The sequence below is a fragment of the Leifsonia sp. SIMBA_070 genome (assembly GCF_046534635.1).
Lineage (GTDB): Bacteria > Actinomycetota > Actinomycetes > Actinomycetales > Microbacteriaceae > Leifsonia.
This window is the reverse complement of sequence record NZ_JAWRYK010000001.1, coordinates 2,167,823-2,194,087: the sequence shown is the minus strand read 5'-3', so window position 1 is coordinate 2,194,087 and position 26,265 is coordinate 2,167,823. Positions and strand designations below refer to the sequence as shown.

General features: G+C 70.3%; 27 protein-coding genes. 14 read left to right on the top strand and 13 right to left on the bottom strand.

The annotated features are described in order from the left end of the window. Positions 1–76: 76 nt before the first annotated feature. The 3 genes from SB754_RS10330 to SB754_RS10320 form a co-directional block, all read right to left on the bottom strand. Positions 77–856, bottom strand: coding sequence for a hypothetical protein (locus SB754_RS10330; RefSeq protein WP_410782233.1), 780 nt, complete (start codon positions 854–856; stop codon positions 77–79). A 64-nt stretch (positions 857–920) separates the two neighbouring features. After that, positions 921–1,370, bottom strand: coding sequence for a hypothetical protein (locus tag SB754_RS10325; protein ID WP_410782232.1), 450 nt, complete (start codon positions 1,368–1,370; stop codon positions 921–923). Between the two features lie 10 nt (positions 1,371–1,380). Further along, the gene (locus SB754_RS10320; protein ID WP_410782231.1) at positions 1,381–2,592 is read right to left on the bottom strand and encodes a winged helix-turn-helix domain-containing protein; all 1,212 of its coding nucleotides are present in this window, start codon (positions 2,590–2,592) and stop codon (positions 1,381–1,383) included. 139 nt (positions 2,593–2,731) lie between these two features. Here SB754_RS10320 and SB754_RS10315 point away from each other — a divergent pair, with 139 nt between their 5' ends. From SB754_RS10315 to ilvA, 6 genes are all read left to right on the top strand, one after another. After that, positions 2,732–3,868, top strand: a complete 1,137-nt coding sequence (locus SB754_RS10315) for an ABC transporter substrate-binding protein (RefSeq protein ID WP_410782230.1) — start codon at positions 2,732–2,734, stop codon at positions 3,866–3,868. After that, positions 3,847–4,845, top strand: coding sequence for an ABC transporter permease (locus SB754_RS10310; protein WP_410782229.1), 999 nt, complete (start codon positions 3,847–3,849; stop codon positions 4,843–4,845). The genes SB754_RS10315 and SB754_RS10310 overlap by 22 nt, the downstream gene beginning before the upstream one ends. After that, positions 4,833–5,690, top strand: coding sequence for an ABC transporter permease (locus SB754_RS10305; protein WP_410782228.1), 858 nt, complete (start codon positions 4,833–4,835; stop codon positions 5,688–5,690). The genes SB754_RS10310 and SB754_RS10305 overlap by 13 nt, the downstream gene beginning before the upstream one ends. Position 5,691: 1 nt before the next feature. After that, positions 5,692–6,774, top strand: coding sequence for an ABC transporter ATP-binding protein (locus SB754_RS10300; protein WP_410782227.1), 1,083 nt, complete (start codon positions 5,692–5,694; stop codon positions 6,772–6,774). Positions 6,775–6,864: 90 nt separating this feature from the next. Further along, entirely contained in the window at positions 6,865–8,127 is a 1,263-nt protein-coding gene (locus tag SB754_RS10295) for an AI-2E family transporter (RefSeq protein ID WP_410782226.1), read from the top strand. A gap of 50 nt (positions 8,128–8,177) precedes the next feature. Further along, positions 8,178–9,437, top strand: coding sequence for a threonine ammonia-lyase (ilvA, locus tag SB754_RS10290; RefSeq protein WP_410782225.1), 1,260 nt, complete (start codon positions 8,178–8,180; stop codon positions 9,435–9,437). Here ilvA and SB754_RS10285 read toward each other — a convergent pair. Continuing rightward, a complete protein-coding gene (locus tag SB754_RS10285; protein WP_410782224.1) occupies positions 9,410–9,922 on the bottom strand; it encodes an Lrp/AsnC family transcriptional regulator in 513 nt (170 codons plus the stop codon). The two genes, ilvA and SB754_RS10285, sit on opposite strands and share 28 nt — an antisense overlap. A gap of 110 nt (positions 9,923–10,032) precedes the next feature. Here SB754_RS10285 and SB754_RS10280 point away from each other — a divergent pair, with 110 nt between their 5' ends. Both SB754_RS10280 and SB754_RS10275 read left to right on the top strand, forming a co-directional pair. After that, entirely contained in the window at positions 10,033–10,662 is a 630-nt protein-coding gene (locus SB754_RS10280; RefSeq protein WP_410782223.1) for a LysE family translocator, read from the top strand. 142 nt (positions 10,663–10,804) lie between these two features. After that, positions 10,805–12,913: a cell wall-binding repeat-containing protein gene (locus SB754_RS10275; RefSeq protein WP_410782222.1), complete on the top strand. Its 2,109-nt coding sequence runs from the start codon at positions 10,805–10,807 to the stop codon at positions 12,911–12,913. A 4-nt stretch (positions 12,914–12,917) separates the two neighbouring features. On the opposite strand, the gene SB754_RS10270 is transcribed toward SB754_RS10275, so the two are convergent. From SB754_RS10270 to mca, 3 genes are read right to left on the bottom strand one after another with little or no spacing between them, the layout of a single operon-like run. Beyond that, positions 12,918–13,397 carry a hypothetical protein gene (locus tag SB754_RS10270; RefSeq protein WP_410782221.1) on the bottom strand — a complete coding sequence of 160 codons (480 nt, stop codon included), beginning with the start codon at positions 13,395–13,397 and terminating at the stop codon, positions 12,918–12,920. Beyond that, positions 13,394–13,690 carry a hypothetical protein gene (locus tag SB754_RS10265; protein WP_410782220.1) on the bottom strand — a complete coding sequence of 99 codons (297 nt, stop codon included), beginning with the start codon at positions 13,688–13,690 and terminating at the stop codon, positions 13,394–13,396. Before SB754_RS10265 ends, SB754_RS10270 begins: the two co-directional genes overlap by 4 nt. Further along, positions 13,687–14,541: a mycothiol conjugate amidase Mca gene (gene mca, locus SB754_RS10260; RefSeq protein WP_410783306.1), complete on the bottom strand. Its 855-nt coding sequence runs from the start codon at positions 14,539–14,541 to the stop codon at positions 13,687–13,689. The genes SB754_RS10265 and mca overlap by 4 nt, the downstream gene beginning before the upstream one ends. 116 nt (positions 14,542–14,657) lie before the next feature. Here mca and SB754_RS10255 point away from each other — a divergent pair, with 116 nt between their 5' ends. Further along, positions 14,658–15,059: a DUF4307 domain-containing protein gene (locus SB754_RS10255; protein ID WP_410782219.1), complete on the top strand. Its 402-nt coding sequence runs from the start codon at positions 14,658–14,660 to the stop codon at positions 15,057–15,059. 110 nt (positions 15,060–15,169) lie between these two features. Then, on the top strand, positions 15,170–15,661 hold the full coding sequence (gene greA / locus SB754_RS10250) for a transcription elongation factor GreA (RefSeq protein WP_410782218.1): 492 nt from the start codon (positions 15,170–15,172) through the stop codon (positions 15,659–15,661). 470 nt (positions 15,662–16,131) lie between these two features. Here greA and trhA read toward each other — a convergent pair whose 3' ends face one another. Then, positions 16,132–16,977, bottom strand: coding sequence for a PAQR family membrane homeostasis protein TrhA (gene trhA, locus SB754_RS10245; protein WP_410782217.1), 846 nt, complete (start codon positions 16,975–16,977; stop codon positions 16,132–16,134). An 88-nt stretch (positions 16,978–17,065) separates the two neighbouring features. Between trhA and SB754_RS10240 the strand changes: the two genes are divergently transcribed. From SB754_RS10240 to SB754_RS10230, 3 genes are all read left to right on the top strand, one after another. Beyond that, positions 17,066–17,851 (top strand): isoprenyl transferase, encoded by a 786-nt coding sequence (locus tag SB754_RS10240; RefSeq protein WP_410782216.1) that lies wholly within the window; start codon positions 17,066–17,068, stop codon positions 17,849–17,851. Between the two features lie 25 nt (positions 17,852–17,876). Further along, complete coding sequence (locus SB754_RS10235) at positions 17,877–18,995, top strand: aminotransferase class V-fold PLP-dependent enzyme (protein ID WP_410782215.1); 1,119 nt, start codon at positions 17,877–17,879, stop codon at positions 18,993–18,995. A 270-nt stretch (positions 18,996–19,265) separates the two neighbouring features. Continuing rightward, entirely contained in the window at positions 19,266–20,585 is a 1,320-nt protein-coding gene (locus SB754_RS10230) for a PhoH family protein (RefSeq protein WP_410783305.1), read from the top strand. Between the two features lie 108 nt (positions 20,586–20,693). On the opposite strand, the gene SB754_RS10225 is transcribed toward SB754_RS10230, so the two are convergent. From SB754_RS10225 to xseA, 5 genes are read right to left on the bottom strand one after another with little or no spacing between them, the layout of a single operon-like run. Then, positions 20,694–22,100, bottom strand: a complete 1,407-nt coding sequence (locus SB754_RS10225) for a class II fumarate hydratase (protein WP_410782214.1) — start codon at positions 22,098–22,100, stop codon at positions 20,694–20,696. Between the two features lie 36 nt (positions 22,101–22,136). Continuing rightward, positions 22,137–22,733: a carbonic anhydrase gene (locus SB754_RS10220; protein WP_410783304.1), complete on the bottom strand. Its 597-nt coding sequence runs from the start codon at positions 22,731–22,733 to the stop codon at positions 22,137–22,139. 35 nt (positions 22,734–22,768) lie between these two features. Further along, the gene (locus tag SB754_RS10215) at positions 22,769–23,428 is read right to left on the bottom strand and encodes a DUF4245 domain-containing protein (RefSeq protein ID WP_410782213.1); all 660 of its coding nucleotides are present in this window, start codon (positions 23,426–23,428) and stop codon (positions 22,769–22,771) included. Then, the gene (locus SB754_RS10210) at positions 23,425–23,712 is read right to left on the bottom strand and encodes an exodeoxyribonuclease VII small subunit (RefSeq protein WP_410782212.1); all 288 of its coding nucleotides are present in this window, start codon (positions 23,710–23,712) and stop codon (positions 23,425–23,427) included. The genes SB754_RS10215 and SB754_RS10210 overlap by 4 nt, the downstream gene beginning before the upstream one ends. Before the next feature lies 1 nt (position 23,713). Continuing rightward, positions 23,714–24,997, bottom strand: coding sequence for an exodeoxyribonuclease VII large subunit (xseA, locus tag SB754_RS10205; RefSeq protein ID WP_410783303.1), 1,284 nt, complete (start codon positions 24,995–24,997; stop codon positions 23,714–23,716). 112 nt (positions 24,998–25,109) lie between these two features. Here xseA and SB754_RS10200 point away from each other — a divergent pair, with 112 nt between their 5' ends. Continuing rightward, entirely contained in the window at positions 25,110–26,141 is a 1,032-nt protein-coding gene (locus SB754_RS10200) for a 4-hydroxy-3-methylbut-2-enyl diphosphate reductase (RefSeq protein ID WP_410783302.1), read from the top strand. Positions 26,142–26,265 lie beyond the last annotated feature (124 nt).

Below are 26,265 nucleotides of genomic sequence, written 5' to 3'. Positions count from 1 at the left end.
CGATCCCGTTGGGGGAGACTTCCACGTGGATGCTCATGATTTCAGTGTAGGCCTCGTCGCCGACAATTGACCGAAGCTACGACGCGGCGAGCGCGAAGGCGGTCGCCAGTTCCGCAGCCACGAGCTCGGCGAGCAGCTTGTCTCCACTGAGGAGGCTGTTCTGCTGTGGAGCGTCAACCGCGATCATGCCGAACACCACATCGTTGGCCCAGATGGGTGCACGGATGAAAGTCCGATAGCGGTCGCGATCGCCGCCGTAGCCGGTCGGGGCGTCCTTCCTGATGTCCCGGTACAGCTCCGCACCCGTGGTGGATGCGTTCTCGAGGTACGAAAGGATCTCGCCTCCGGCTGTCGTAGAGAGGTCGAACGTGCGCGGGACGTCGCGGCGCCCGAATCGGGCGATCGGCTCGAGAAGACCAGAAGTGGGCGCTAGCTCGAAGACGACCGCACGGACCTCTGCGCTCTTCGGAGTCATCGCCACGAGGGCTCCGCAGCAGACCTCGGCGATCTTCTCGAGCAGCGCTCGCCGAGCGATGCCCTCGGCAGGGTCGACGATGGCCATCTTCGTCATCATGTCGAGCGCTGGACCGAGCGTGTTATGGAGCTCTCGGACTGCGTCGTACCGGGCTCGTTCGAGGGAGCGACCCCACCGGAAGTCTCTGATTCCCTTTGCGACGAGTAGGGCCCCCAGAGCCACCGCCACGACAATCGCCCAGAGTCGGAGTGCGGCAGCGCCCCGAGTGTCTCCGCCCGCCAGGACGCTCAGAATCGACGCGGCGGCGGTGAGCAGGATCGGCAAAATGTTCCAGAAGAACAGGCGCCCGCCATCGATGGCGATACGAGATTTCTGGGACACATTTCAACTTTACCGGCGACCACCGTCACCGATGCCCCGGAGGGACAGCCCAGGGTCCCGCGGCCTACGCGGTCGCGGCGGCGTCCTCGTCGGGCGTCGGCAGCTCCGCGGTTCCGGTGTAGCGGTAGCGGACGCGCGTGCCAGTGGCCGGCTCGTCGAGGCGGCGCCACTCGGTACCGGCGTTGTCCGCGCCGACCAGTGAGATGTCGCGGATGGTCTCCTTGGGCTCGCCGTCGACGAGTGACTGGATGACCTCGTCGTAGACCTCGGAGTCCGGGTTCAGCAGCACGGCGATGTAGTGGTTGGAGCGCCGCACCTCGCGGGCCGGAACCCACAGCCGCTCGTCGAACTGCACGAGCGCCCCTCCGTCGGCGGCTGCGTGCGGGCGGACGCCCGTCACGATCCCGTCGATCCAGGTGTCGCCGTCGTGGTAGGCGTAGAGCTCGCGCATCGGGGATTCGTAGTCGGCCTCGTCGGCCCCGTCCTGATCCAGGTAGTCCAGCGGTGACGTCATGCCCCGCACCCTACCCCCGCAGCGCGGCGGCGAGCAGAGGCGCGAGGTCGCCGCGGGCGCCGTCGGCGACCTCCACCTGGTCGAGCCGCTGCCACGCGGCCGTCTCGGCGAGCAGTGGCCCCAGGCGGTCGAGCGGCACGGGTGGGAGGCCCGGCTCGGTCCACGCGGACTGCACCCGGAGCACCCCCGCCTGCCGGTCGCTCTTCAGGTCGATGCGCCCGACGAGGGCGTCGTCGATGAGGATCGGGAGGGAGTAGTAGCCGTAGACGCGCTTCGGCGCGGGCGTGTAGATCTCGATCCGGTAGTGGAAGCCGAACATCCTCAGTGCCCGGTCGCGGAACCAGACGACCGGATCGAACGGCGACAGCAGCGCTGTGGCCTCCATCGCCCGCGGCTTGCGCGCATCCCGGTGCATCCACGCGCGCATGGGCCGCCCGGCGCTCTCCCAGCCGGGCACCTGTACGGGGACGAGCTCGCCCGCATCCTCCAGCTCCTGGAGCGCCACGCCGACGCGCGGGCCCTTGATGCGGTAGTAGTCGGCGAAGTCGCGCGCCGTCCCGATCCCGTACGCGACGGCGGCCCGTCGCAGGAGTTCGCGGATGGCGTCCTCGTCGCTCACCGTCCGCTCCAGGACGCTGGACGGCAGCACGTGCTCGGCCAGCGCGTAGCGGCGCTGGAACCGCGTGCGGCCGGCGATCGCGACCTCGCCGAACAGGAACATCCGCTCCAGTGCGCGCTTCACCTCGGACCATCCCCACCACGGCCCCGTGCGGTGATTGGCGTCGTGCTCGATCTCGCCGGCGAGCAGGGGACCGTTCGCGGCGAGTTCGCCGCGCAGCCACTCCACCGTGCTCGCGTTGACGTCGAACCAGCTGCCCGCTCCGCTGTAGCGCTCGCGATACTCGCGCATCCGCCAGGCGAACAGCGGCCAGTCCTCCTTGCGCATGAAGGCCGCTTCGTGCGGCCAGTACTCGGTGTGCGGGCTGCGGGCGTCGAAGGTCAGCCGGTCGAGGAGGCTGCGGTCGTACGGCCCGAGCCGCGCGAACGCCGGGAGGTAGTGGCTGCGCTCGAACACGTTCACCGAGTCGATCTGCAGCAGTCCGAGCCGGTCGATCAGCCCGTTGAGCTGCCGGGTGCCGACGGAGGCCGGCCGCGGCCTCCCGAACCCCTGCGCGGCCAGCGCGATGCGCCGAGCGAGCGCGGGGGAGACCTGTTCGACCACGGAACGACCCTACCGACAACCCCGGACACCGGACGTTCACCGGTCCGTCACCGCCCGGCGACCGCGCGGATGCCTGGCCTTTCTACCGTGGCCACGTCCGGGCGCACCGCCCGGTCGACACCTGCACTGGAGGAAACCCGTGATCAACAAGCGCGCACGTGTCGCCGGCCTCGCGGCCGCGGCCGCCGTCGTCGCACTCTCGCTGTCCGCCTGCTCCGGCGGCGCGAGCGCCAGCTCCACCGACAACGCCTCGATCGCCACCGCCACCGACGCCGCGTCGGCCGGCGGGATGGATGCGCTCGTCGCCGCCGCGAAGAAGGAGGGCTCCCTCAATATCATCGCGACGCCCGGCGACTGGGCGAACTACCAGGAGATCTTCGACGGCTTCACCAAGAAGTACGGCATCACGATCAACCCGAGCCAGGACAGCGCCTCCAGCCAGGAGGAGATCGACGCCGCCAAGAAGCTCAAGGGCCAGGACACGGCTCCCGACACCTTCGACATCGGCTCGTCCGTCGCACTCGCGAACACCCAGTACTTCGCCGCGTACAAGCCGACCGGCTGGGCCGACATCCCGGACAACCAGAAGGAGAAGGACGGCCTCTGGAAGGTCGGCTACTACGGTGTCATGGCCGTCGGCTACGACGCGAACAAGATCAAGACCGCTCCGAAGTCGTTCGACGACCTGCTGAAGCCGGAGTTCAAGGGCGCCGTCGCGCTCAACGGCAACCCGACGCAGGCGGCCGCGGCGGCCGGCGCCGTCGCCTATGCCACGCTGCAGAACGGCGGGACGCTGGACGACCTCACCCCGGGCGTCGACTGGTTCACGAAGCTGAAGAAGGCGGGCAACTGGAACGCCGCCGACGGCAAGCCGAACACCATCGCCTCCGGTGAGACCCCCGTGCTGCTCGACTGGTCGTTCAACCAGAAGGGCTACGCCACCTCCGACACCATCAAGGGCGGCGGCGTGAACTGGAAGTACGTCGTGCTTCCCGGCACCGCGTACGTCGGCTACTACAACCAGGCCATCAACAAGGACGCCCCGCACCCCGCGGCCGCGCGCCTCTGGGAGGAGTACCTCTACAGCGACGCCGCTCAGAACGCCTGGCTGAAGGGCGGCGCCTACCCGGCGCGCGTGGACGCGATGGAGAAGGCCGGCACGCTGGACACGGCCGATTTCCCCGGCAAGCTGGACAAGACGGCCGTGATGAGCGACAAGCAGGCGACCGACGCCGGCACGCTGCTGAACGCCAAGTGGGCGAACGCGGTCGGCTGATGACCGAGACCGTCACGGGCGCCGCGGCGCCTGCGGTCGAGCGCGCTGCCGCCGGAGTCTCCTCCTCGGAGACCCGGCGGCAGCCGTCGTCGGCCGGCCCAGCGGGTGAGCGAGCCGGGCGCAGGCGTCGCAGCGGCCTCGCCGCCGTGCTCGGACTGACCCCGTTCGCCTTCTACGTCGTGGTGTTCCTCGCCGTCCCGACGGTCGTCGCCGTCGGCAGCGGCTTCGTGGACGGGGAGGGGCGCTTCACCTGGGCGAACCTGACCGGGCTGGCCGAGCCGGCGATCGCCGGGTCGTTCTTCGGCGCGTTCTGGCTCTCTGCCGTCACGGCGGTCGTCGGCGCGATCGCGGGAGCGGCGCTGTGCTTCGCGATGCTCCGCTCCCGTCCGGGCGGCGTGACGCGCTCGCTGGTCGACTCGGCCAGCAGCGTGCTCGCGCAGTTCGGCGGCGTCATGCTGGCGTTCGCCTTCATCGCCACCATCGGCGCCCAGGGACTCGTCACGGTGCTGCTCCGGACGGTCGCGCACATCAACATCTACGAGAACGGCGTGTGGCTCTACACGGTGCCCGGGCTGATCCTCCCGTACCTGTACTTCCAGATTCCGCTCATGGTGATCACCTTCATGCCGGCGCTGGAGGGTCTGCGCCCGCAGTGGCTGGAGGCGACGGCGACGCTCGGCGGGAGTCGCTGGACGTACTGGACGCGCGTGGGCGGGCCCATCCTCCTGCCGTCGTTCCTCGGCAGCCTGCTGCTGCTGTTCGCCAACGCGTTCTCGTCGTACGCGACGGCCGCAGCACTCGTCGGCCAGGCGAACAACATCGTCTCGCTGCAGATCCGGCAGGCGCTGATCAGCGAGACCGTGCTCGGTCGCTCCAACCTCGCGGGGGCGATGGCGCTCGGGATGCTGCTGGTCATGGTCGTCGTGATGGTCGCGTACTCGGCGCTGGTCCGCCGGACGGCGCGGTGGCAGCGATGAGCCGCGCCGTCGACGCCCGTCCGGCTCGCCGCCGCCGCGCTCCCGAGCTGCGCCTCGGGCCTGGACCCACGGTGCGCGCGATCATCTGGACGGTGCTCGGGCTCTTCTTCCTCATCCCGCTGTTCTCGATGGTGGAGTTCACCCTCCGCACCGCGAAGCCGGGCGTGTACAACCTCGACCGCTGGGTCGCCGTCTTCTCGGGAGAGACCACCCGCTACGACCGCGTGTACCAGGGACTGGGCAACTCGCTCGTGCTCGCCGTGGTCACGGTGGCGATCGTGCTGCTGGTCCTCCTACCGACCATCGTGCTCGTCGAGCTGCGCTTCCCGAGACTGCGGAGGCTGCTGGAGGCGGTCTGCCTCATGCCGATCATGATCCCGGCGATCGTCATGGTGGTCGGCCTCGCGCCGACCTACGCGGTGGTCACGCAGGTCTTCGGCTCCGGGGCCTGGACGCTCGCCTTCGCGTACGGCATCACGGTGCTCCCGTACGCGTACCGCGCCATCCAGAGCAACGTCGCGGCCGTCGACATGATCACGCTGAGCGAGGCCGCGCGCTCCCTCGGCGCCCCGTGGCGGACCGTGTTCTGGCGCGTCCTGGTACCCAACCTGCGTCGCGGCATCCTCGCGGCTTCGGCACTCTCGGTCGCCGTCGTGCTGGGCGAGTTCACCATCGCCTCGCTGCTCTCCCGCGTCAACCTGCAGACCTCCCTGCTGCTGGTGTCGCAGTCCGACCCCTTCGTCGCGGTCATCTTCGCGCTCCTCGCGCTGGTGTTCGCGTTCGTCCTCCTCGTCGTCGTCGACCGCCTCGTGAGCGCGCGACGCCGACGCCCCGCGAAAGGCTGACATGACCGCCCTCGAGACCCCCGTCCTCTCCTCCCGCACCGGCTCCACGGTCGAGCTGCACGACCTCGTCCGGGACTTCGGCGGCGGCGCCGGGCTCTCCGGCTTCGACCTGGCCGCCGCCCCCGGCGAGCTGATCGCCCTGCTCGGCCCGAGCGGCTGCGGCAAGACCACCGCGCTCCGCTCGCTCGCCGGGCTCGAGCGCGTCGACAGCGGCAGCATCCTGATCGACGGCCGCGACGTCACCGACGAGCCGACGAGCCGGCGCGACCTCGGGATGGTGTTCCAGTCGTACTCGCTGTTCCCGCACCTGACGTCGGGGCAGAACGTGGAGTTCGGCCTCCGGATGCGGAAGGTGGCGCCCGCCGAGCGCCGCCGCCGCGCCGCCGCCGCACTGGAGCTGGTCGGCCTCGACCACCACGCCGACCGCTACGCGCACCAGCTCTCCGGCGGCCAGCAGCAGCGCGTCGCCCTCGCCCGTGCGCTCGTCACCGAGCCGCGTGTGCTGCTGCTCGACGAACCGCTGTCCGCCTTGGACGCGAAGGTGCGGGTGCAGCTGCGGGATGAGATCCGCCGCATCCAGACCGAGCTCGGCATCACGACGTTCTTCGTCACGCACGACCAGGAGGAGGCGCTCGCCGTCGCCGACCGGGTCGCCGTGATGCGGGCGGGCCGGATCGAGCAGATCGGCAGCCCGGAGGAGCTGTACCACCGGCCGGCGACGGCGTTCGTGGCGGAGTTCGTCGGCCTGACGAACCGGGTCGACGGGGTGGTGACGGGCGCCCGGCTGACGGCTCTCGGCCGGGAGGTGCCGCTCGCGTCGCCCGCAGACGACGGCCCGGTGACGGCGTACGTGCGGCCGGAAGATGTCCTCTTGGCTGCGGACGGCATCCCCGGTGTCGTGCTGACGACCAGCTTCCTCGGTGCTGTGCGCCGCACCCGGGTCCGTTTGGAGGACGGCAGCGAACTGTCCCTGCAGCACGGCGCCCGGGAGCGCCCGGAGCCCGGCGACCGCGTCGCCGTCTCGCTGACCGGCTCTCCTGTAACGGTCGCGCCCCGCTCCCTGGGCTCGCCGAGTGGTGAGTAGATGTCCGTATCCGCGCCGAGTGGTGACACGAGGTCGCCACTCGGCGCGGATCCCTGCATCCGTCCGGGCGCGCGGCCTACACTGACGGGCATGGCCGACACCGACCGCCCCGTCCCACCGCCCGCAGCTGCGCCCGGTATCGGCCCGGAGTCGAACCGCGCCCCGGCGCGCTCGTGGTTCCAGCGCCGCCGCCGCGACCTCGGCGAGCCCGCTGAGCCGATCGACGAGGCCCTGCCGCGCGGGATGCGCCTGGCCGGCGCCTGGTCGTGGCGCCTGCTGGTCATCGGCGCGGTCATCGCGGTCCTGATCTTCCTGATCATCCAGCTGAAGCTGATCGTCATCCCCGTGCTGATCGCTGTGCTGCTCTCGGGCCTGCTCGTGCCGTTCAAGGACGTGCTGCTGCGGCTCCGCTGGCCGAAGTGGCTGGCCATCCTGACCGTGCTGATCGCGTTGGTCGTCGTCGTCGGCGGCCTCTTCTACCTCGCCATCTGGCAGATCACGCGCGAGAGCGGCACGCTGCAGAAGCAGACGGTCGACGCCTTCAACGGCCTCCGCTCCTGGCTGACCAGCGGGCCGCTCGGGCTGACGGAGGACCAGATCGGGAACGCGTTCTCGTCGATCGGCCAATCTGTCCAGCAGGACAGCCAGGTCTTCCTCTCCGGCGCCCTGTCGGTGGGTTCGACGCTCGGGCACGTGCTCGCCGGCGCGCTGCTGACGCTGTTCAGCACGCTGTTCATCCTCATCGACGGCCGGAGCATCTGGGGCTGGATCGTCCGGGTCTTCCCGAAGGACGCGCGCGCAGCCATCGACGGCGCGGGCAAGGCCGGCTGGGTGACCCTGCGCAACTTCGCCAAGGTGCAGGTGCTGGTGGCGTCGATCGACGCGCTCGGGATCGGCCTCGGGGCTTTCTTCCTGGGCCTGCCGCTGGTCCTCCCGATCGCCGTCCTGGTGTTCCTCGGCTCGTTCATCCCCGTCGTCGGCGCGGTCGTGACCGGTGCGCTGGCGGTCCTGATCGCGCTGGTGTTCAAGGGCTGGGTGTTCGCGCTGATCATGCTCGGCGTCGTGCTGCTGGTGCAGCAGATCGAGGGGCACGTCCTCCAGCCGTTGATCATGGGCAGCGCCGTGAAGGTCCACCCGCTCGCGGTCGTGCTGGCGGTGGCCGCCGGATCGCTCCTGGCCGGGATCCCGGGGGCGCTCTTCGCCGTTCCGTTCGTCGCCGTGCTCAACGTGATGGTGCACTACATCTCCAGCGGCGCCTGGCGCACCGCGCCCGCGACCAGCTGGGAGACGCCGCAGTGGGCGATCTGGGAGACCGTCCCGCGCCCTGTGCGGAAACCGCCGGGGCGGGCGTGACCGACCGCCTCATGCGGTACGGAGAATACGAGCGCCGGTAGGCTGAGCCCGTGTCAACCGCGACCGACCACACGCGCACCCCGTTCGCCGGGCCCAGCCTGGACGAGTTCGAGGCTGCGCGCGCCGTCGTCGCCCGGGTGGCGCAGGCGACTCCGATGGAGACCTCGCGCTACCTGACCGACCTGCTCGGCGCGCCCGTGCTCCTGAAGTGCGAGAACCTGCAGCGCACCGGCTCCTACAAGATCCGCGGCGCGTACAACCGGATGTCCAAGCTGACCGCCGAGGAGCGCGCCAGAGGCGTCGTCGCCGCGTCTGCGGGCAACCATGCCCAGGGCGTCGCCTTCGCGGCGCGCGAGCTGGGCATCCACGCGACGATCTTCATGCCGGTCGGCGTGGCGATCCCGAAGTTCCAGGCGACGCGCGCCTACGGGGCGGATGTGGTGCTCAGCGGCAGCATCGTCGACGAGACGCTGCGCGCTGCTGCCGACTTCGCCGCAGAGACCGGCGCGGTGCTCATCCCGCCCTTCGACCATGTGGATGTGGTGGCCGGCCAGGGCACGCTCGGGCTCGAGATCCTCGACGCCGTCGCCGACGTGCGGACCATCGTCGTCCCGATCGGCGGCGGGGGGCTGATCTCCGGCGTGGCGAGCGCGGTCAAGCAGCGCGCGGCGAGCGAGGGCCGTGAGGTGCGCGTCATCGGCGTCCAGGCGGCGAACGCGGCCGCCTACCCGCCCTCGCTGGCGGCCGGAGAGCCGACCGACATCGCGACGGTGGCGACCATCGCGGACGGTATCGCTGTCAGCCGGCCGGGTGCGCTCAACTTCCAGATCATCCGCGACGCCGTCGACCAGGTCGTCACGGTGTCCGAGGACGACATCGCGCGCGCCATGGTCATGCTGCTCGAGCGGGCGAAGCTCGTCGTCGAGCCTGCCGGCGCAGCGGGGGTCGCCGCCATCCTCGCCGGCTCCGTGCCCGCCGATGGCACCACCGTCGCCATCCTGTCCGGCGGCAACATCGACCCGCTGCTGATGCAGCGCGTCATCAGCCAGGGACTCGCAGCCTCCGATCGCTACCTGAAGCTCCGGATCATGCTCCCCGACCGTCCGGGCCAACTGGCCCGCATCGCGGAGATCCTCGCCGGCGTGAACGCCAACGTCGTCGAGGTGCTGCACACCCGCCACGGCCGCGGGATGCAGCTCAGCCAGGTCGAACTCGACGTCAGCGTGGAGACGCGCGGCACCGACCACCGGCGTCACGTCATCGACGCCCTCCGCGCGGCCGGCTACGACCCGGTCGTGGACGACGAGTAGGGGGAGCGGGCCGTCCCTCCCGCCGTGCGGCTTCCGATCGGGAGCGCACGCGGACCGGTCACCTGCTTCATCACCAGCGTCGACGAAAGCTTCCGCACCCCGGGGAGCGCTCCGAGCGGTCCGTCGAACAGCTCCTGGTAGGCCGTGAGGTCGGTGGTGAGCACCCGCAGCATGTAGTCGGGGTCGCCGAACAGGCGCTCCGCCTGGATCACGGCCGGGATGGCGAGCACGCCCGCCTCGAACGCGCCGACCGTCTCCGGGTCGGTCCGGTCGATGCGCACGAAGACGATGGCCTCGAAGTCGAGCCCGACGGCGGCGGGGGAGACCACGGCGCGGTAGTGCTCGATCGCTCCCGAGCGCTCCAGTTCGCGCACCCGGCGGTGGCAGGGCGAGAGAGTGAGGCCGACGCGGTCGGCGAGGTCGGTGAGGCTGATCCGGCCGTCCTCCTGCAGCACCGAAAGGATTTCGCGGTCAAGGGCATCCATACGATGGATTCTTCCACGTATCGGGCTCTAACGCTCAGAAGAAGCAAGCACTTTCGCCGCCGTCTGGCATAGATTTCCGCTCATCGGCGGACGACGAGTGGAGGCGGCAGATGGCGACGACGGCGATCCTCGGGTTCTGGGGCGTGGCAGCCCTCCTGGTGCTCACCCCCGGAGCGGACTGGGCGTACGCCATCGCGGCAGGAGCCGGCCGCCGGGCGGTGTCGTCGGTCGCCGGCATCCTGAGCGGGTACGCCCTGGTGGTGATCGCGGTCGCCGTCGGTGTGGGCGCGCTGGTCGCCGCGAGCCCTGCGCTGCTCTCGGTGCTGACTGTCGGCGGTGCGCTGTACCTGGTGTGGATCGGCCTGAACGGTCTGCTTCGCCGACCGGCGCCGTTGGGGGAGGCGACCGAGCGGGACGGATCGCGGTGGAGCAGCTTCCTGCGCGGAGCGGGCGTCTCCGGCTTCAACCCGAAAGGCCTGCTCGTCCTGGTCGCGCTGGTGCCGCAGTTCACCACGCGGGAGTCGGCGTGGCCACCGGCGGCGCAGATGCTGCTCCTGGGCGGGCTGTTCGTGGTGACCTGCGCGGTCGTCTACTCGGGCGTGGCGCTGCTGTCCCGGTTCGTCCTGGTCTCCCGGCCGCGCAGCGCGGCCGTCGTGGCCCGCATCTCGGGTGCGGCGATGACCGCGATCGGCCTGGCACTGCTCATCGAGCGGGCGCTGGAGGCGCTGTCCGGTCGCTGACGGCCTCCCCAGAACTGGGGGGATCCGGGCGGTCGACCGTTATCCCTTGCGGGCTTTAGTCTGAAGGAGCCGGTGGCCCGCCGGTCACCGCAACCCGAACGAGACGGTCTCCGAACCCGTTTCGACCCGTCGGAGAACCCGCTTGTCTTCTGCCGTCCTCCGCGCGCGCGTATTCGTCGCGCTCGCCGTCATCGCCCTGACGACCACCGGGTTCGCCGCGCTGCCCGCCGACGACCCCGCGTCGCCGGCGCCGACCGCGACGGCCTCGCCCGAGCCGGGCAGCGGCAGCGGCACGGACAGTGACGCCCCCGTCTCCGGAGACCCGACCTCGGTCACGGACACCCCCACGCCCGACCCAGCGGACAGCACCCCCACGCCGAGCCCGGACCCGACCGGCGACCCCACCACGCCGACACCCGCACCGGACCCGTCCGGCACCCCCACGAGCCCCGCGCCGCAGACGTCGGCGACGCCCTCCCGCATCCTCTACATCGCCATCCCGCACCCGGACGACGAGTTCGAGGCGGCCTCCTTCTACGCGGACCGGCCCGACCTCTACAAGGTCTTCGTCCTCATGACGCGCGGCGAATCGACGTACCACTGCAGCCCGGTCGGGTACGCGCTGAGCGTGCTCGACGGCGTCGCGCCCGTCACGCCCACACCCCAGGGCAGGGGCACCGCCTCCTGCGAGGAGGCGCGGCTGAACTCCTGGGTCAACTACTTCACGACCGTCTCGAAGAGCGACCCCAGCCTCCCGGGCGACTTCGGCCTCCCGGTCACCACCTCGGCCTTCCCGACGAAGGGCGCCAACCTCACCCGCGAAGGGCGGCAGCCCGAGCGGGCGAACGCGGTGCAGGGGGCAGCCTTCACCGATTCGTCCGCGCGCGTCTGGACGGACAAGCAGGGCCGCGGAGCCCTCGTGAACTTCAATCTCGGCGATGGCGACCTGACCCCGGCGAAGGTCGGCTGGGCGATGCGCACCGTGCTCGCAGGCAAGGCCGCGCTGGGGCTGAACACCGCGCTGCCGGATTACGGCGTAGTGGGCGCCTACAGCAACCCGTCCACCTCCGGATGCTTCATCTACACCCATACGGATCATGCGGCGGTGGATGACGCCCTGCGCGACACCGACTTCGGCCTGCGGCTGCAGGCGGTCGCCACCTGCCGCAACGATCCCGGCGCCAGCGCGACCCTGACGGTCCCGGCGGACGAGCTCGAGGCGGCGTATCCGGCCGATGGTTCCGTCGGCGCCTTCGCGGCCAGCTACGCCTGGCTGGAGACACCGGTGATCTCGCGCACGGACCAGAGCTCTCTGTTCATGGGCGTGCAGAGCTTCGACGTACGGCACCAGCACCTGCCCGACCAGCGGGTGAGCGGCGCCGACCGCTACTTCACGTCGGTCGCGATCTCGCAGGCGAGCTACCCGGACGGCGCCCCCGTCGTGTATGTGGCCTCCGGGACCAACTATCCGGATGCGCTCTCGGCCGGCGCGGCTGCAGCGCACCAGGGCGGACCGCTCCTGCTGACAGCACCCTGGATGCTGCCGGCCACCATCGCGAACGAGATCGCCCGACTGCATCCCGCCCGGATCGTGGTCGTGGGTGGTGTCAATGCCGTCACGCCGGCCGTCGTCGACGCGCTGAGCGGGATCGTCCCCGACGTCGTCCGGCTTGCGGGAGGCGACCGGTACGACACCAGCCGTATCGTGGCCCAGTACGCCTTCGCGCCAGGGACCGCGCCCATCGCGTACGTCGCGAGCGGGTCCAGCTTCCCGGACGCCCTCTCGGCGACCGGAGCGGCAGGCAGCCAGGGCGGCCCGGTCCTCCTGACTCCGGCCGGGGACACCACGGGAGCGACCGTCGGACCGACTCTCGCCGGACTCGCGCCGCAGCGCATCGCGGTCGTGGGAGGCGCGAACGCGGTGCCGTCGGCGCTCGACCGGGCGCTGACCCCGATCGCACCGGTGAAGCGACTGGCCGGGATGGACCGGTTCGCCACCAACGCCGCCGTGACGGCGTTCGCGTTCACCAACGCGCCCACCGCGCTCATCGCCTCCGGCCTCGACTTCCCGGACGCGCTCACCGGCGCGGCCTGGGGAGGACACGCGCACCTCCCGTTGCTGCTCGCCCACGGCTCCTGCCTCAGCAAGGCGGAGGCGGACAACTTCTACACTCTGGGGGTCGAGTCGGCGACGATCCTGGGCGGTCCGAACGTGGTGGGCGACGGCGTGATCCGCGGCGGAACCTGCTGACCTGTCAGCCGACCGGCGCCGTGGCCGCCTCTGCACCGTGGCTGTCCACCACGCGCTGAGCGTCCGGGCATCCCGAACGCGCGGTGGCGGCGAGCAGCCCGTCGACCTGGTCGGCCGTCAGCCCGTACCCTTTCCGCTCCACCGCGACGACCTGGCCGTAGAAGGCCGGTGACATCTTGGGGGAGCGGAGGGTCGCGCAGGTGAGCTCGGTGAACTCGCCGACCGTGTCCGCCGTCACATCGTTCACACCCGGCAAGGTCCGCACGTAGTCGAGGAGTCTGTCGTCGGCGGGTGAGAGGGACGGCGTGGAGGCCGGTGTGCGCGACGGCGTCCCTGTGGTCGTGGTCCCTGTGGTCGTGCCGGCCGACGTGGTCGGCGTCGCGCCGGCCTCCGTGTGCTGCGTGGCCACCACGGCGGCGGTCGTCGCGGCGCCGATCGCGAGGAGAGCGCACACGCCGACGACGAGGGCGGTGCGGGTCTTCACCGGACGGGGTCGTCCGGCGCGTCGAGGTCGTCGTGGCCGGCGCCGCCGACCGTGCCCGGACGGCCGGCCTGCTCGGCATCCAGCTTCTCGGCGATCTCGGCCCGGTACCGCACCCGGCGGATCCGGCGCACCATGTCGATCACGAGCAGCACCACGACCACCGCAATGGCGAAGGTGACGGCGAAGCCCAGCACGCCGGGCGTCACAGAGTCGTCGTCAGGCGTTCCGGACGGAGTCGGGGCTGGCGTCGCGGCGAGGTGCACGGAGAGGCGCAGCAGGGCGTCCGCGATCACTCGGCCACCACCCCGGCGAACAGGTCGGTCTCGGGCATCTCGGTCTCCACTTTCGAGTCGATGAGCTGGAACTCCTCCGTCGGCCAGGCGGTGCGGAGGATGTCGTTGGGCCAGAAGAAGAAGGTGCTGTCCGGCGCGACCTGACTGGCGTGCGAGCGCAGGGCCGCATCCCGGGTCTCGAGCTGGTCTCCCACGGGCACGCGCGTGGTGGCGAGGGCCGGCTGGTCGTCCATCCAGGAGCGCATCTGCGTCAGCTGTTCGAGGAGCGGCGACGACGGCTCGGCCCGGAGCAGCGCTTCGTGCACCGCCCGGATGCGCTCCCCGTTGAAGATGCGGTCGTAGTACAGCTTCGAGACCTGCCAGGGAGCACCCAGCTCGGGGAACAGCGCAGGATCGGCGGCCGCCCGGTACGCGGCCACCCCCACCACGTGCGCACGGATGTGGTCCGGGTGCGGGTACCCGCCGTTCTCGTCGTACGTCACGAGCACCTGGGGCCGGAAGGAGCGGATCAGCTTCACGAGCGGGCGGACCGAGATGTCGACGGGGATGGACGCGAACGAGTTGAGCGGAAGGGTGCCGTCCTCCCTCGCCATGCCGGAGTCGACGTAGCCGAGCCAGCGGTGCTGGATGCCGAGGGCGGCCTGCGCTGCGGCCATCTCCTTCCGGCGGAGACCGGGGAGGTCGCGCTGCGCCATGGCGAGCGCGTCGGCCGGGAGACGGTCGTTGAGCACGTCTCCACGCTCGCCGCCGGTGCAGCTGACGACCATCACCTCGTCACCACGGCTCACGTAGTGCGCGTAGGTCCCCGCTCCCTTGCTGGACTCGTCGTCCGGGTGCGCGTGCACGGCCATCAACCGGCGGGCGGCAGCATTCACAGCTTTCTCTCCTAGTCTGGTCTCAGCCTACCGTCGCCCGGCGGGAGGTCCCACGAGCGGGAGGCGGAGCAGGACGGCATGGCGGTGAACGCATGACGGCGACCCCGACGCTCGACACCCGATACGGACGCACCCCCCAGCGCAGGCGGCGCCAGCGCTGGCTGCTGATCGGCGGTCTGGTCGGGCTGGTGGCCGTCGTCACGGCCTGGGTCTTCTGGGCGGGCTGGGACGGCGACCAGGCGAACCTGGAGACGACGGACACGGCGTACACGATCCCGGACGACCACCACGTCGACATCTCGTTCACGATCAACGCGCCTCCCGGCACTCCGGTGACCTGCGCCATCCAGGCCCTCAACGAGGACTTCGCGATCGTGGGCTGGCGCATCGTGCAGTACCCCGGATCCGACTCCCGGGTGACCTCGTACACCGAGCCGATCCGCACGATCATGAAGCCCAACACGGGTTTGATCAACAGCTGCTGGCTGACCTAGAATTGTGCGGATACGCCCCGGCATCGCCGGGGCGTCGACTTTAGCACCGGTTCCGAACCGGCCCATCTGCCGAGGCGGCACACCGTCGCAGCGGCGCGAAGGAGTTCATCATGTCTCAGGAGTCTCAGGTCACGTTTCTGACCCAGGACGCGTACGACCGTCTCTCGGCCGAACTCGAGGAGCTCAGCGTGAACGGCCGAAACGAGATCGCGAAGCGCATCGAGGCGGCCCGCGAGGAGGGCGACCTCAAAGAGAACGGCGGCTACCACGCGGCCAAAGACGAGCAGGGCAAGATCGAGGCCCGCATCGTCCAGCTCACCAACCTGCTGCGCAGCGCCACCGTCGGCGCCGCGCCCGAGAGCCACGGCGTGGTCGAGCCGGGAACCGTCATCACCGCCACCATCGCGGGCGACGAGAGCGTCTTCCTGATCGGCAACCGCGAGATCGCGGCCGGCACCGACCTCCCCGTCTACAGCGAGCAGAGCCCGCTCGGCGCGGCCATCCTGGGCCTCAATGTCGGCGACAAGACCGAGTACACGGCGCCGAACGGCCGCACGATCCCGGTCGAGGTCACGAAGGTCGAGACGTACACCGGCGCGTAGGCGATCGGCCGGCAGGCGACTCCACGAAGGCCCCGGGTCCGCGGACCCGGGGCCTTCTGCGTGCGCGGGGTGCGCGGCTCCTGTTTTCAGGAGATCGGGTCCTGTTTTCAGGAGGTCGGGTCCTGTTCTGAGGAGGTCGGCTCCTGTTTTCAGGAGATCGCACCGCGGCTTTCGGGAGGTTGCTCACTTTTCAGGAGAACCGGCCTCCCGTTCTCAGGAGAATGGCCCTCCTTTTCTCAGGAGATTTGCGTCTGAGGGTGGCCGCATCTCCTGAATACGGGACGGAGAAGCACCGCGCCACTCTGATCTCCTGAATTCAGGATCGCGCTACGGCCTCCTGAAAACGGAACGCCACCACCTCGCGACGCAGGCCGCCGAACGCGCCCGTGCGCCCGCGCCCGTCAGCCCGCGTCCGTCAACCCGCGCCCGTCAGCCCGCGCCGTCAACCCGCGCCCGCCAGCCCGCGCCCGTCAGCCCGCGTTGTACGCCGGGTGCATCGCGATCAGCAGCACCGCCGTCCAGTGGCACAGGAACGCCAGCACGGTCAGCGTGTGGAAGATCTCGTGGAAGCCGAAGCGCCCCGGGAACGGATTGGGCCGCTTCATCCCGTAGATGACCGCGCCGACCGTGTACAGGATGCCGCCGACGAGCACCAGGACCATCATCGCCACGTTCGCGTGCAGCAGGTCGACGACGTACGCCAGCGCGCCCCAGCCGAGCGCGATGTAGACCGGCACGTACAGCCAGCGCGGGGCGGTGATCCAGAACACCCGGAAGCCGATGCCCAGCAGTGCGCCCGCCCAGACCAGCGTCAGCAGCAGGATGCCCTTGGCCGGCGGCAGCGCCAGTACGGCGAGCGGCGTGTACGTTCCCGCGATCAGCAGGAAGATGTTGGCGTGGTCGATCCGCTTCAGGATGACCTTGGTGCGCGGCCGCCAGTTGAAGCGGTGGTAGAGCGCCGAGTTGCCGAAGAGCAGCATCGAGGTCAGCATGAACACCGCCGACGCCCACTTGGCCGGCGCGCCCTCGGCCAGGCAGATCAGGACGATTCCGGCCGCGATGGTGACCGGGAACGTTCCGGCATGGATCCAGCCGCGCCAGGTCGGCTTGATCTCTGCGGGGTTCGCAGGGGAGGCATCGAGCAGCGGGATGTTGGGCAGCTCGGGGCCGCCGTCGCGTGTCTCGCGCTCATCCGCTTGCACGGCGGCGTCGGACGCGTCGAGGTGGGACGTCGGCTCGTTCAGGCGCTCGGCGACGTCCTCCCCGTCACGGACGCGGTCCGGGCGGGAGGGGTTCGAGGAGTTGCGGGACGACATGCGCCCAGCGTAGAGGAGACGGGTGCCGGGATGCTGTGAAGCCGTCCGCCGCGAGCCGCGTCGTCGGCGTCCGCGCTAACGTAGCAGCGTGAGCAGACGAGCATCCCCCGGAGCCAGCGGGCTGCTCTACGGGCTCTACCAGAAGCGCCTCCGGCGTGCGCTGAACCGCGACTCGCTGCCCAAGCACGTCGCCATGATCATCGACGGCAATCGGCGCTGGGCGCGACAGGCCGGGATGTCCACGGTCGCCCACGGCCACCGCGCCGGTGCCGCGAAGATGCGCGAGTTCCTGGAGTGGTGCGACGAGCTCGGCATCGAGGTCGTCACCCTCTACCTGCTGTCCTCCGACAACCTCACCAACCGCGAGAGCGGCGAGCTGGGCGACCTGATCGACATCATCGCTCAGCTCGCCGACGACCTCTCCCGGTACGGCGACTGGAGCGTGAAGCACGTCGGCACGACGACCGGCCTCCCCGCCCGGCTGGTGGAGGCCCTCGCCGCCGCCGAGGAGCGCACGGCCGGCAACACCGGCATGCACATCAACCTCGCGGTCGGCTACGGCGGCCGCAAAGAGATCACCGACGCCATGCGCAGCATCGTCGCCGCGCACCATGCCGAAGGCGGCAGCCTCGAGACGCTGGCCGACCTCCTCACGCCCGACCTCATCGGCGAGCACCTGTACACCGGCGGCCAGCCCGATCCCGACCTCGTCATCCGCACGTCGGGGGAGCAGCGGCTCAGCGACTTCATGCTGTGGCAGAGCGCGCACAGCGAGTTCTACTTCGTGGAGGCGCTCGGCCCCGACCTCCGCGAGGTCGACTTCCTGCGCGCCGTCCGCGACTACTCGCGCCGGCAGCGCCGGTTCGGCGGCTGACCACCACATCCGGCAGAATCGGAGGGTGACGACGTTCGAGGAGTTCGCCCGCGGGTTCGACGAGGAGCCCGGCTACCTGGACTATGGACGGGTGGGTCCGCTGTCGCGGGCGGCGAAGGCAGAGACGCTCGGGCAGTACGAGATCCTGTCGCGGGCGCGCTACGGGACGATCGAGCGGATGCGCGGCGAGGACGAGCGCCTCCGGAGCGCAGTAAGCGCGCTCACGCGTTTCCCGGCCGATCACATCGTCTTCCAGCCGAACGCGTCCAGCGGCCTCCTCCATGCCGCGTTCGGCCTGACGGGAGGGGACGTGCTGGTGTCGCCGGCGGAGTTCCCCTCGGTGACGTACGCCGCCGAGCGCGCCGCGCAGGCTCTCCGCGTCGTGACGCCGGTGTGGCTGGAGACCGACCACGACCGCGTCACGCCGGCCCGCATCCGCGAGCAGCTGACCGACTCCACCTCCGCCGTCATGGTGAGCCTGGTCGACTCGCGCACCGGTTACCTCGCCGACATCGACGGCATCCGCCAGGTCATCGGAGACCGGCTGCTCATCGTCGACGCGATCCAGGGCTTCGGGGTGGTGGACGCGCCCTGGGAGGTCGCCGACGTGGTCGTCTCCGGCGGCCAGAAGTGGATGCGCGCCGGTTGGGGAACCGGGTTCCTCGCGCTGAGCGAGCGCGCCATCGACCACCTCACGCCGGTCTTCAGCGGCTGGACGGGGTCCGGGCCGGAGCAGCCGTGGGACGAGGTGCTCGACCCGGTCCGCGGCGCACGGGCGTTCTCGATCTCGAACCCGGATCTGGTGGCCGAGGCGCGCTTCGCCGCCGCCCTGGAGGAGCTGGCCGAGGTGGGTGTCGCCGCCGTCGCGGAGGCCGTGTCGGACGCCGTCGAGCGCGTGCTGCAACTAGCGGACGAGTTCGCCGTGCCCGTGTCGTCCTCCCGCAGCCCCAACGAACGTGCGGGGATCGTCGTCCTGCAGCCGCTTCCCGAGCAGCTGACCGCGCTGAGCGCATCCCTCCACAACCACGGCGTGACCGCATCGGTGCGGTCGACGAACGTGCGCGTCAGCGTCCACGCCGGGACGACGGACGAGACGCTCGAGATGCTGCAGGCGGCGCTCACCTCCTACGCGTCGGTCGTCTGATCGTCTGCCGCCGTCTCCCGAAGTGGGGGCAACTGTTCACCGGAACGAAACACGACACGCGGTCACGGGGACGAAGGGTGTCGGCGGCCGGGCGTAGGTTCGACGCATCGGGCACCGCGCCCGATCGAGACGGCCACATACGTTCGTTTCGAAACCAGCGGCCGTCTCGCCAGTAGATCCGCCGGCTCCCGAGGGAGCGGCGGGGTGGGAGTGGTCGTGGCGGAATCAGCAACCCGACAGGCAGCAACCCGGCAGACCGAAAGCCGGTCGATCGGCTCGACGGCGGAAGCGGCGAAGACGAGCGAGCGCACATACGTGCTCGACACGTCCGTCCTGCTCTCCGACCCGAAGGCGATCTTCCGCTTCGCCGAGCACGCTGTCGTCATCCCGGTCATCGTCGTCAGCGAGCTGGAAGGCAAGCGCAACGACCCCGAGATCGGGTACTTCGCGCGGCAGGCGTTGCGCAACCTCGACGAGCTCCGGGTCGAGCACGAACGGCTCGACTTCCCGATCCCCGTCGGCGACGGCGGTTCGCTCCGCGTGGAGCTGAACCACTCCAACATGTCGGTGCTCCCGAGCGGGATGCAGCTCGGGGACAACGACTCGCGCATCCTCGCCGTCGCCCTGAACCTCTCCCACGACGGGCTCGACGTCACCGTCGTCTCCAAGGACCTCCCGTTGCGCGTCAAGGCGGCCTCCATCGGTCTGGCGGCCGAGGAGTACCGGCACGAGCAGGTCGTCGACTCGGGCTGGACCGGCATGGCCGACATCAGCCTCGGCAGCGACCAGATGGCCGCCCTGTACGACGACGAGTGGATGCGCACCGATCTGGCGGCCGGTCTCCCGGTGAACACCGGCCTCGTCATCCACTCGGACCGCGGCTCGGCGCTCGGCCGCGTCGTCGCCGACGGCGAGGTGAAGCTGGTGCGCGGCGACCGCGATGTCTTCGGGCTGCACGGGCGTTCGGCGGAGCAGCGGCTGGCGATCGATCTGCTGCTGGATCCGGAGATCGGCATCCTGTCGCTCGGCGGCCGCGCCGGGACCGGCAAGTCGGCGCTCGCCCTCTGCGCCGGGCTCGAAGCGGTGCTGGAGCGGCGGCAGCACAAGAAGATCATGGTCTTCCGCCCGCTCTACGCGGTCGGCGGCCAGGAGCTCGGCTACCTGCCCGGCGACGCGAGCGAGAAGATGAACCCCTGGGGCCAGGCCGTCTTCGACACGCTGGGCGCGCTGGTGTCGCAGAACGTCCTCGACGAGGTGCTGGACCGCGGCATCCTGGAGGTGCTGCCGCTCACGCACATCCGCGGGCGGTCGCTGCACGACGCGTTCGTGATCGTCGACGAGGCGCAGTCGCTGGAGCGCAACGTGCTGCTCACGGTGCTCAGCCGGATCGGGCAGAACTCGCGAGTGATCCTGACGCACGACGTCGCGCAGCGCGATAACCTCCGCGTCGGCCGGCACGACGGGGTGGCCAGCGTCATCGAGACGCTGAAGGGCCACCCGCTCTTCGCCCACGTGACCCTGACCCGCTCGGAGCGCTCCGCGATCGCCGCCCTCGTCACCGAGATGCTGGAGGCCAACGAGCTCGCCTGACCCGCTCGGGTCATCCGCCCACCGTCGAGTACACGAAAACTGCACGCGAACCGGGCGATTCGCGTGCAGAATTCGTGTACTCGACGGTGGGCGGAGGCCCGAGTGGGGTCAGCCGGGGTGGGTCATCGAGAGGACGTCGAGGGCCTTGTCGAGCTGCTCGAGCGTGACCTGGCCGCGATCGACGAAGCCCAGGTCGATGACGGCCTCACGGACGGTCATGCCCTTCGCGACGGCGTGCTTCGCGACCTTCGCGGCGGCCTCATAGCCGATGACGCGGTTGAGCGGCGTCACGATCGACGGGCTCGACTCGGCGAAGGCGCGCGCCCGGTCGAGGTTCGCCTCCAGACCACGGATGGTCTTGTCGGCGAGCACCCGGCTGGCCTGCGTGAGCAGGCGGATCGACTCCAGCAGCGCGGTGCCCATGACCGGGATGGCGACGTTCAGCTCGAACAGGCCGGAGGCGCCGCTCCAGGCGATCGTCGCGTCGTTCCCGATGACCCGCGAGGCCACCATGAGGACGGCCTCCGGGATGACCGGGTTGACCTTGCCCGGCATGATCGACGAGCCCGGCTGCAGGTCCGGGATGTGCAGCTCGCCGAGGCCCGTGTTCGGGCCGGAGCCCATCCAGCGCAGATCGTTCGAGATCTTGGTCAGCGACACGGCGATCGTCCGCAGCGCGCCGGACGCCTCGACCAGCGCGTCCCGGTTGGCCTGCGCCTCGAAGTGGTTGCGCGCCTCGGTGATCGGCAGCTCGGTCTCCTGGGTCAGCAGCTCGATGACGAGCTGCGGGAAGCCGAGCGGCGTGTTGATCCCGGTGCCGACCGCGGTGCCGCCGAGCGGCACCTCGGCGACACGGGGGAGGGCGGCCCGGATGCGCTCGATGCCGTACCGGATCTGCGCGGCGTAGCCGCCGAACTCCTGCCCGAGGGTGACCGGCGTCGCGTCCATCAGGTGGGTGCGGCCGCTCTTGACGGCCTCCGCCCACAGCTCCGCCTTCTCTTCCAGCGCGACCGCGAGGTGGTCGAGCGCCGGGATGAGGTCGTCGGTGAGCGCGCCGGTGACGGCGATGTGCACGGAGGTGGGGAAGACGTCGTTCGAGGACTGCGACGCATTGACGTGGTCGTTCGGGTGCACCGGCCGCCCGAGGCGGTCGGAGGCGAGGGTCGCCAGCACCTCGTTCATGTTCATGTTCGACGATGTTCCGGACCCCGTCTGGTACACGTCGATCGGGAACTCGGCGTCATGCGCTCCGGCGGCCACCTCGTCGGCGGCCGACGCGATCGCGTCGGCGACGTCCTGGTCGAGCACGCCGAGGCGGGCGTTCGCCAGAGCGGCCGATTTCTTGATGCGGGCGAGCGCGGCGATCTGGGCCGACTCGAGCACCGAGCCCGAGATGGGGAAGTTCTCGACAGCACGCTGGGTCTGCGCGCCGTACAGGGCGTTCTTCGGGACGCGCACGTCGCCCATCGTGTCGTGTTCGATGCGGTATTCGGCGTCCGCCTGGGTGTCCACCACGGTGTGTATTTCCTCTCTTGTCAGCGGGAGCTGGGGTCAGTCGCGCAAACCGACGACGACGTCGGGCACGACCCGGCCCTCTGCGAGCCGGTAGTTCGCGCCCACGATCGCGAGGGTGTTCTCGGCGACCGCGGAGCTGATGATCTCGGACTGCGCGAGCAGCTCGGAGACGGTGTCGCGCAGGTGCTCGCGCCCGACTTCGCTCGCGTCGACCGCTGCGGGGTCGACTGCCCCCTCACCGGCGACGCGATGGACCGCCGGGAGTATCGGGGCGATCAGCTGAGCGATATGCGGCGGGAGGGGGTCGGCGTCGTGGGCCTGCGAGCCGATCGCGGCGGCGACGGCGCCGCAGCTGTCGTGGCCGAGCACGAGGATGAGCGGCACATGCAGCACGGCGACCGCGTACTCCAGCGAGCCCACCACGGAGTCGGAGACGACCTGCCCGGCATTGCGGACCACGAAGGCGTCGCCGAGCCCCATATCGAAGATGATCTCGGCGGCGAGGCGGGAGTCGGCGCAGCCGAAGACCGCGGCGACCGGCTCCTGGCCTTCGGCGACCAGCTCGCGGCGCGCCACATCCTGGTGCGGATGCTGTGGCTCGCCGGCGATGAAGCGGGCGTTGCCGTCGAGCATCGAGCTCCAGACCTTACCAGGGCGTGTCGTGGGCACTACTGTCCTCCTCCGACTGAATGGATCTGGTCGGCCAGCGACGACGCCACCGTGCGGAACTCGGTGTCGTCTGCGGTGCCGAACAGGATGATCGTGCTGTCGCCGGACTGCGTCACGAGCGCATAGTCGACGTTTCCGTTGTCGCTGCTCGACGTGCGGTTGTCGTAGACATCCCAGGTCACCCCGCCGATCTCGCGCGTCCCCTTGATCACCGACTTGTTGACCTGGTCGGACACCCAGCTGTCGTTCGCCGAGAAGCCCTGCGTGATGCCGATGAACTGTGTCTTCGGCGTGACGAACCCGATGTACCAGGAGTCGACCTTGTCGGGCGTCTTGGTGCGCAGCTCCGCGTTGTTCGACTTCCAGCCGGAGGGGAGTTTCGGCACCAGGAGGGCGTCCGGCTCGCTTCCCTGGCCCTGCTGGGCGATGGATGCGTAGTCGACCGGAGGTGTGCTCGCGACGGGATTGCCGCGCGGCACGACGAGGACGATCACCGCGACGAGGGCGAGCGTGGCCAGCAGCGAGTAGACGAGGTTGTTGATCGTCTGGCGGTTGCGGTGGTTGGCCGAGTTCTGGGCCTTGCGGGCGGCCGTCTCTTCGGGAGTCTCGGGCCGGCCGAGCTCCGCGACGACCGCCGGAGGTTTGGTGCGGGGGCTCATTCGCCGTCGAACGCTCCCGAAGTCGCTGGCGTCGACGTGGTCGTGGCCGCGCCTGCTCCGGCGCGGGCGGCGTCGAGCCGTGCCTTCGCGCCGATCAGCCACTCCTCGCAGTGCCGTGCCAGGGCCTCGCCGCGCTCCCACAGCGCGATCGAGTCTTCCAGTGTGGTGGCGCCCTGCTCCAGCTCGGTGACGACGCGGATCAGCTCGTCACGCGCCTCCTCGTAGCTGAGGGAGTTGAGCGGATCCCCCGCGGGGGTCGTCTCGGAAGTGGGCATGCCGTCCATTCTATTTGGCTCGCTGGGCGCCCGCTGGTCGTGCGCCGTCACCTGTGGAGAGTTCGGGATGCCCGGCAGGTGAGGACAGTTCTCGGCCGGCCGTCGCGGCGAGCGAGCCGCCGGAGACGGTCAGCCGCAGTGCGCTGCCCTCCGGCGCCTCGGAGGGCTCGGTCACGACGTGGCCGGCGGACGTCTGGACGATCGCGTACCCGCGATCGAGCGTGCCCTGCGGCGACAGGGCCCGCAACTGCCCGCGCAGTTCGGCGACCCTGGTCGTCTCGCGTTCGACGCACCGGTCGACCAGCTCGGTCCCGCGCGCCACGTACCGGGTCAGCTCCTGCGCCCGCGCATCCACGATCCAGGAGGGGGAGGCGAGGACCGGCCGGGTGCGGAGGTGCCCGATCCTGTCGATCTCGTGCGCGATCAGGTGCGTGACGCGCATCCCGATCCGGGACCGGGCCTGCTGCACGCGTGCCAGCTCTTCTGCGACGTCCGGCACCACGCGCTTCGCGGCGTCGGTCGGGGTGGAGGCGCGCAGGTCGGCCACTTCGTCGAGCAGGGGCCGGTCGGCCTCGTGCCCGATCGCGCTGACGATCGGCGTCAGGGCGGCGGCCGCTGCGCGCACCAGCCGTTCGTCGCTGAAACCCAGGAGGTTCTGGAAGTCTCCTCCGCCGCGCGCGACGATGATGACCTCCACCTCGGGGTCGGCGTCGAGCGTCCGGATCGCGGAGACGACCTCCGTCACCGTCCGTTCGCCCTGCACGGCCGAGTGGACGACCCGGAACCGCACCTGCGGCCAGCGCAGCTGCGCGTTGCGGAGCACATCCTTCTCGGCGTCCGAGTCTTTGCCGGTCACCAGCCCGATGGTGTGCGGGAGGAAGGGGAGGCGCTTCTTGCGCTCGACGGCGAACAGACCCTCGGCGGAGAGCTGCTGGCGGAGGCGCTCCAGCCGTTCGAGCAGGTCGCCGAGGCCGACGTGCTTCATGTCGTAGACCTGCATGGTCAGGGTGCCGCCCTTGACCCAGAAGTTCGGCTTGATCGCGGCGACCACCCGGTCGCCCTGCTTGAGGTCGGCCGGGATGCGCGCCTTCACCGAGGACCAGATGGTGAAGCTGATCGTGGCGTCTTCGTTCAGGTCTTTCAGCTTGCCGTAGACGTTGCCGCCCGATACGCCCCACTGGGTGATCTCGCCCTCGACCCAGGCCGTGCCGAGCCGGTCGATCCATCCCTTGATCTTGCTGCTGAGCAGCGCGACGGGCCACGGAGCGTCGGCCGTCGGGGGAGCGGCCTGCATGGCGACCGTGGCGGTCGGCCCCGCCGTCGTCTGGCTCACCGGGTGCTCCCATTCCGTGCTCAGCGCGCTCACGTAGGATCGACGTGTGAGCGACGCAACCATCAGCCTCCCGATGCCGCGCATTCCCGGCGCCAGGCGACGGCTTCAGGATAACCCGGTCGTCGGACATAAGAAGGTCCTGCTGGCCGCACCCCGGGGATACTGCGCCGGCGTCGACCGCGCCGTGGTCGCCGTCGAGAAGGCGCTCGACCTCTACGGTGCGCCGGTCTACGTGCGCAAGCAGATCGTCCACAACGTGCACGTCGTCTCCGAGCTGGAGCAGCAGGGCGCGATCTTCGTCGATGAGGTGGATGAGGTCCCGACCGGCTCGCACGTGGTCTTCTCGGCGCACGGCGTCTCGCCCGCGGTCGTCAACGCGGCCTCCGAGCGCGGGCTCCGTGCGATCGACGCGACCTGCCCGCTGGTTACCAAGGTGCACCGCGAGGCCGTGCGGTTCTCACGCGACGACTTCGAGATCCTGCTGATCGGTCACGCCGGTCATGAAGAAGTGGAGGGCACCGCGGGCGAGGCGCCCGACCACGTCACCCTCGTGAACGGACCGGACGACGTCGACTCGATCGAGGTGAAAGATCCCGACAAGGTGGTCTGGCTCTCGCAGACGACGCTGTCCGTGGACGAGACCATGGAGACCGTGCGCCGCCTCCGCGAGCGCTTCCCCAACCTCCAGGACCCGCCCAGCGACGACATCTGCTACGCCACGCAGAACCGCCAGGTGGCGATCAAGAAGGTCGCCGAGCAGGCCGACCTCGTCATCGTGGTGGGCTCGGCGAACTCCTCCAACTCGGTCCGCCTCGTCGAGGTCGCCCTCGAGTACGGCGCGAAGGCGGCCTACCGGGTCGACTATGCCAGCGAGATCAAGCAGGAGTGGCTCGACGGCGCGGCCTCCATCGGCGTGACGAGTGGCGCCTCGGTGCCCGAAGTGCTCGTGCAGGAGGTGCTCGACGACCTCGCGGCCGCCGGCTACCTCGACGTGCAGGAGGTCAAGACGGCGGAGGAGGACCTCATGTTCTCGCTGCCGAAGGAGCTGCGCAAGGACATCACGGGCAAGCAGGACGCGCGGGCGCTCGGCGGCCGCGGGCGCTGAGCGCGCTCCTGCGTCCGCTATAGATGCACTACTTTTAATGCATACGCTTGTTTGAGAAATCGTCCGTTCGCTAACGTGCTGGCATGGCACTCGCACCTGCTCTGCACCTCGACTGCATTCCCGT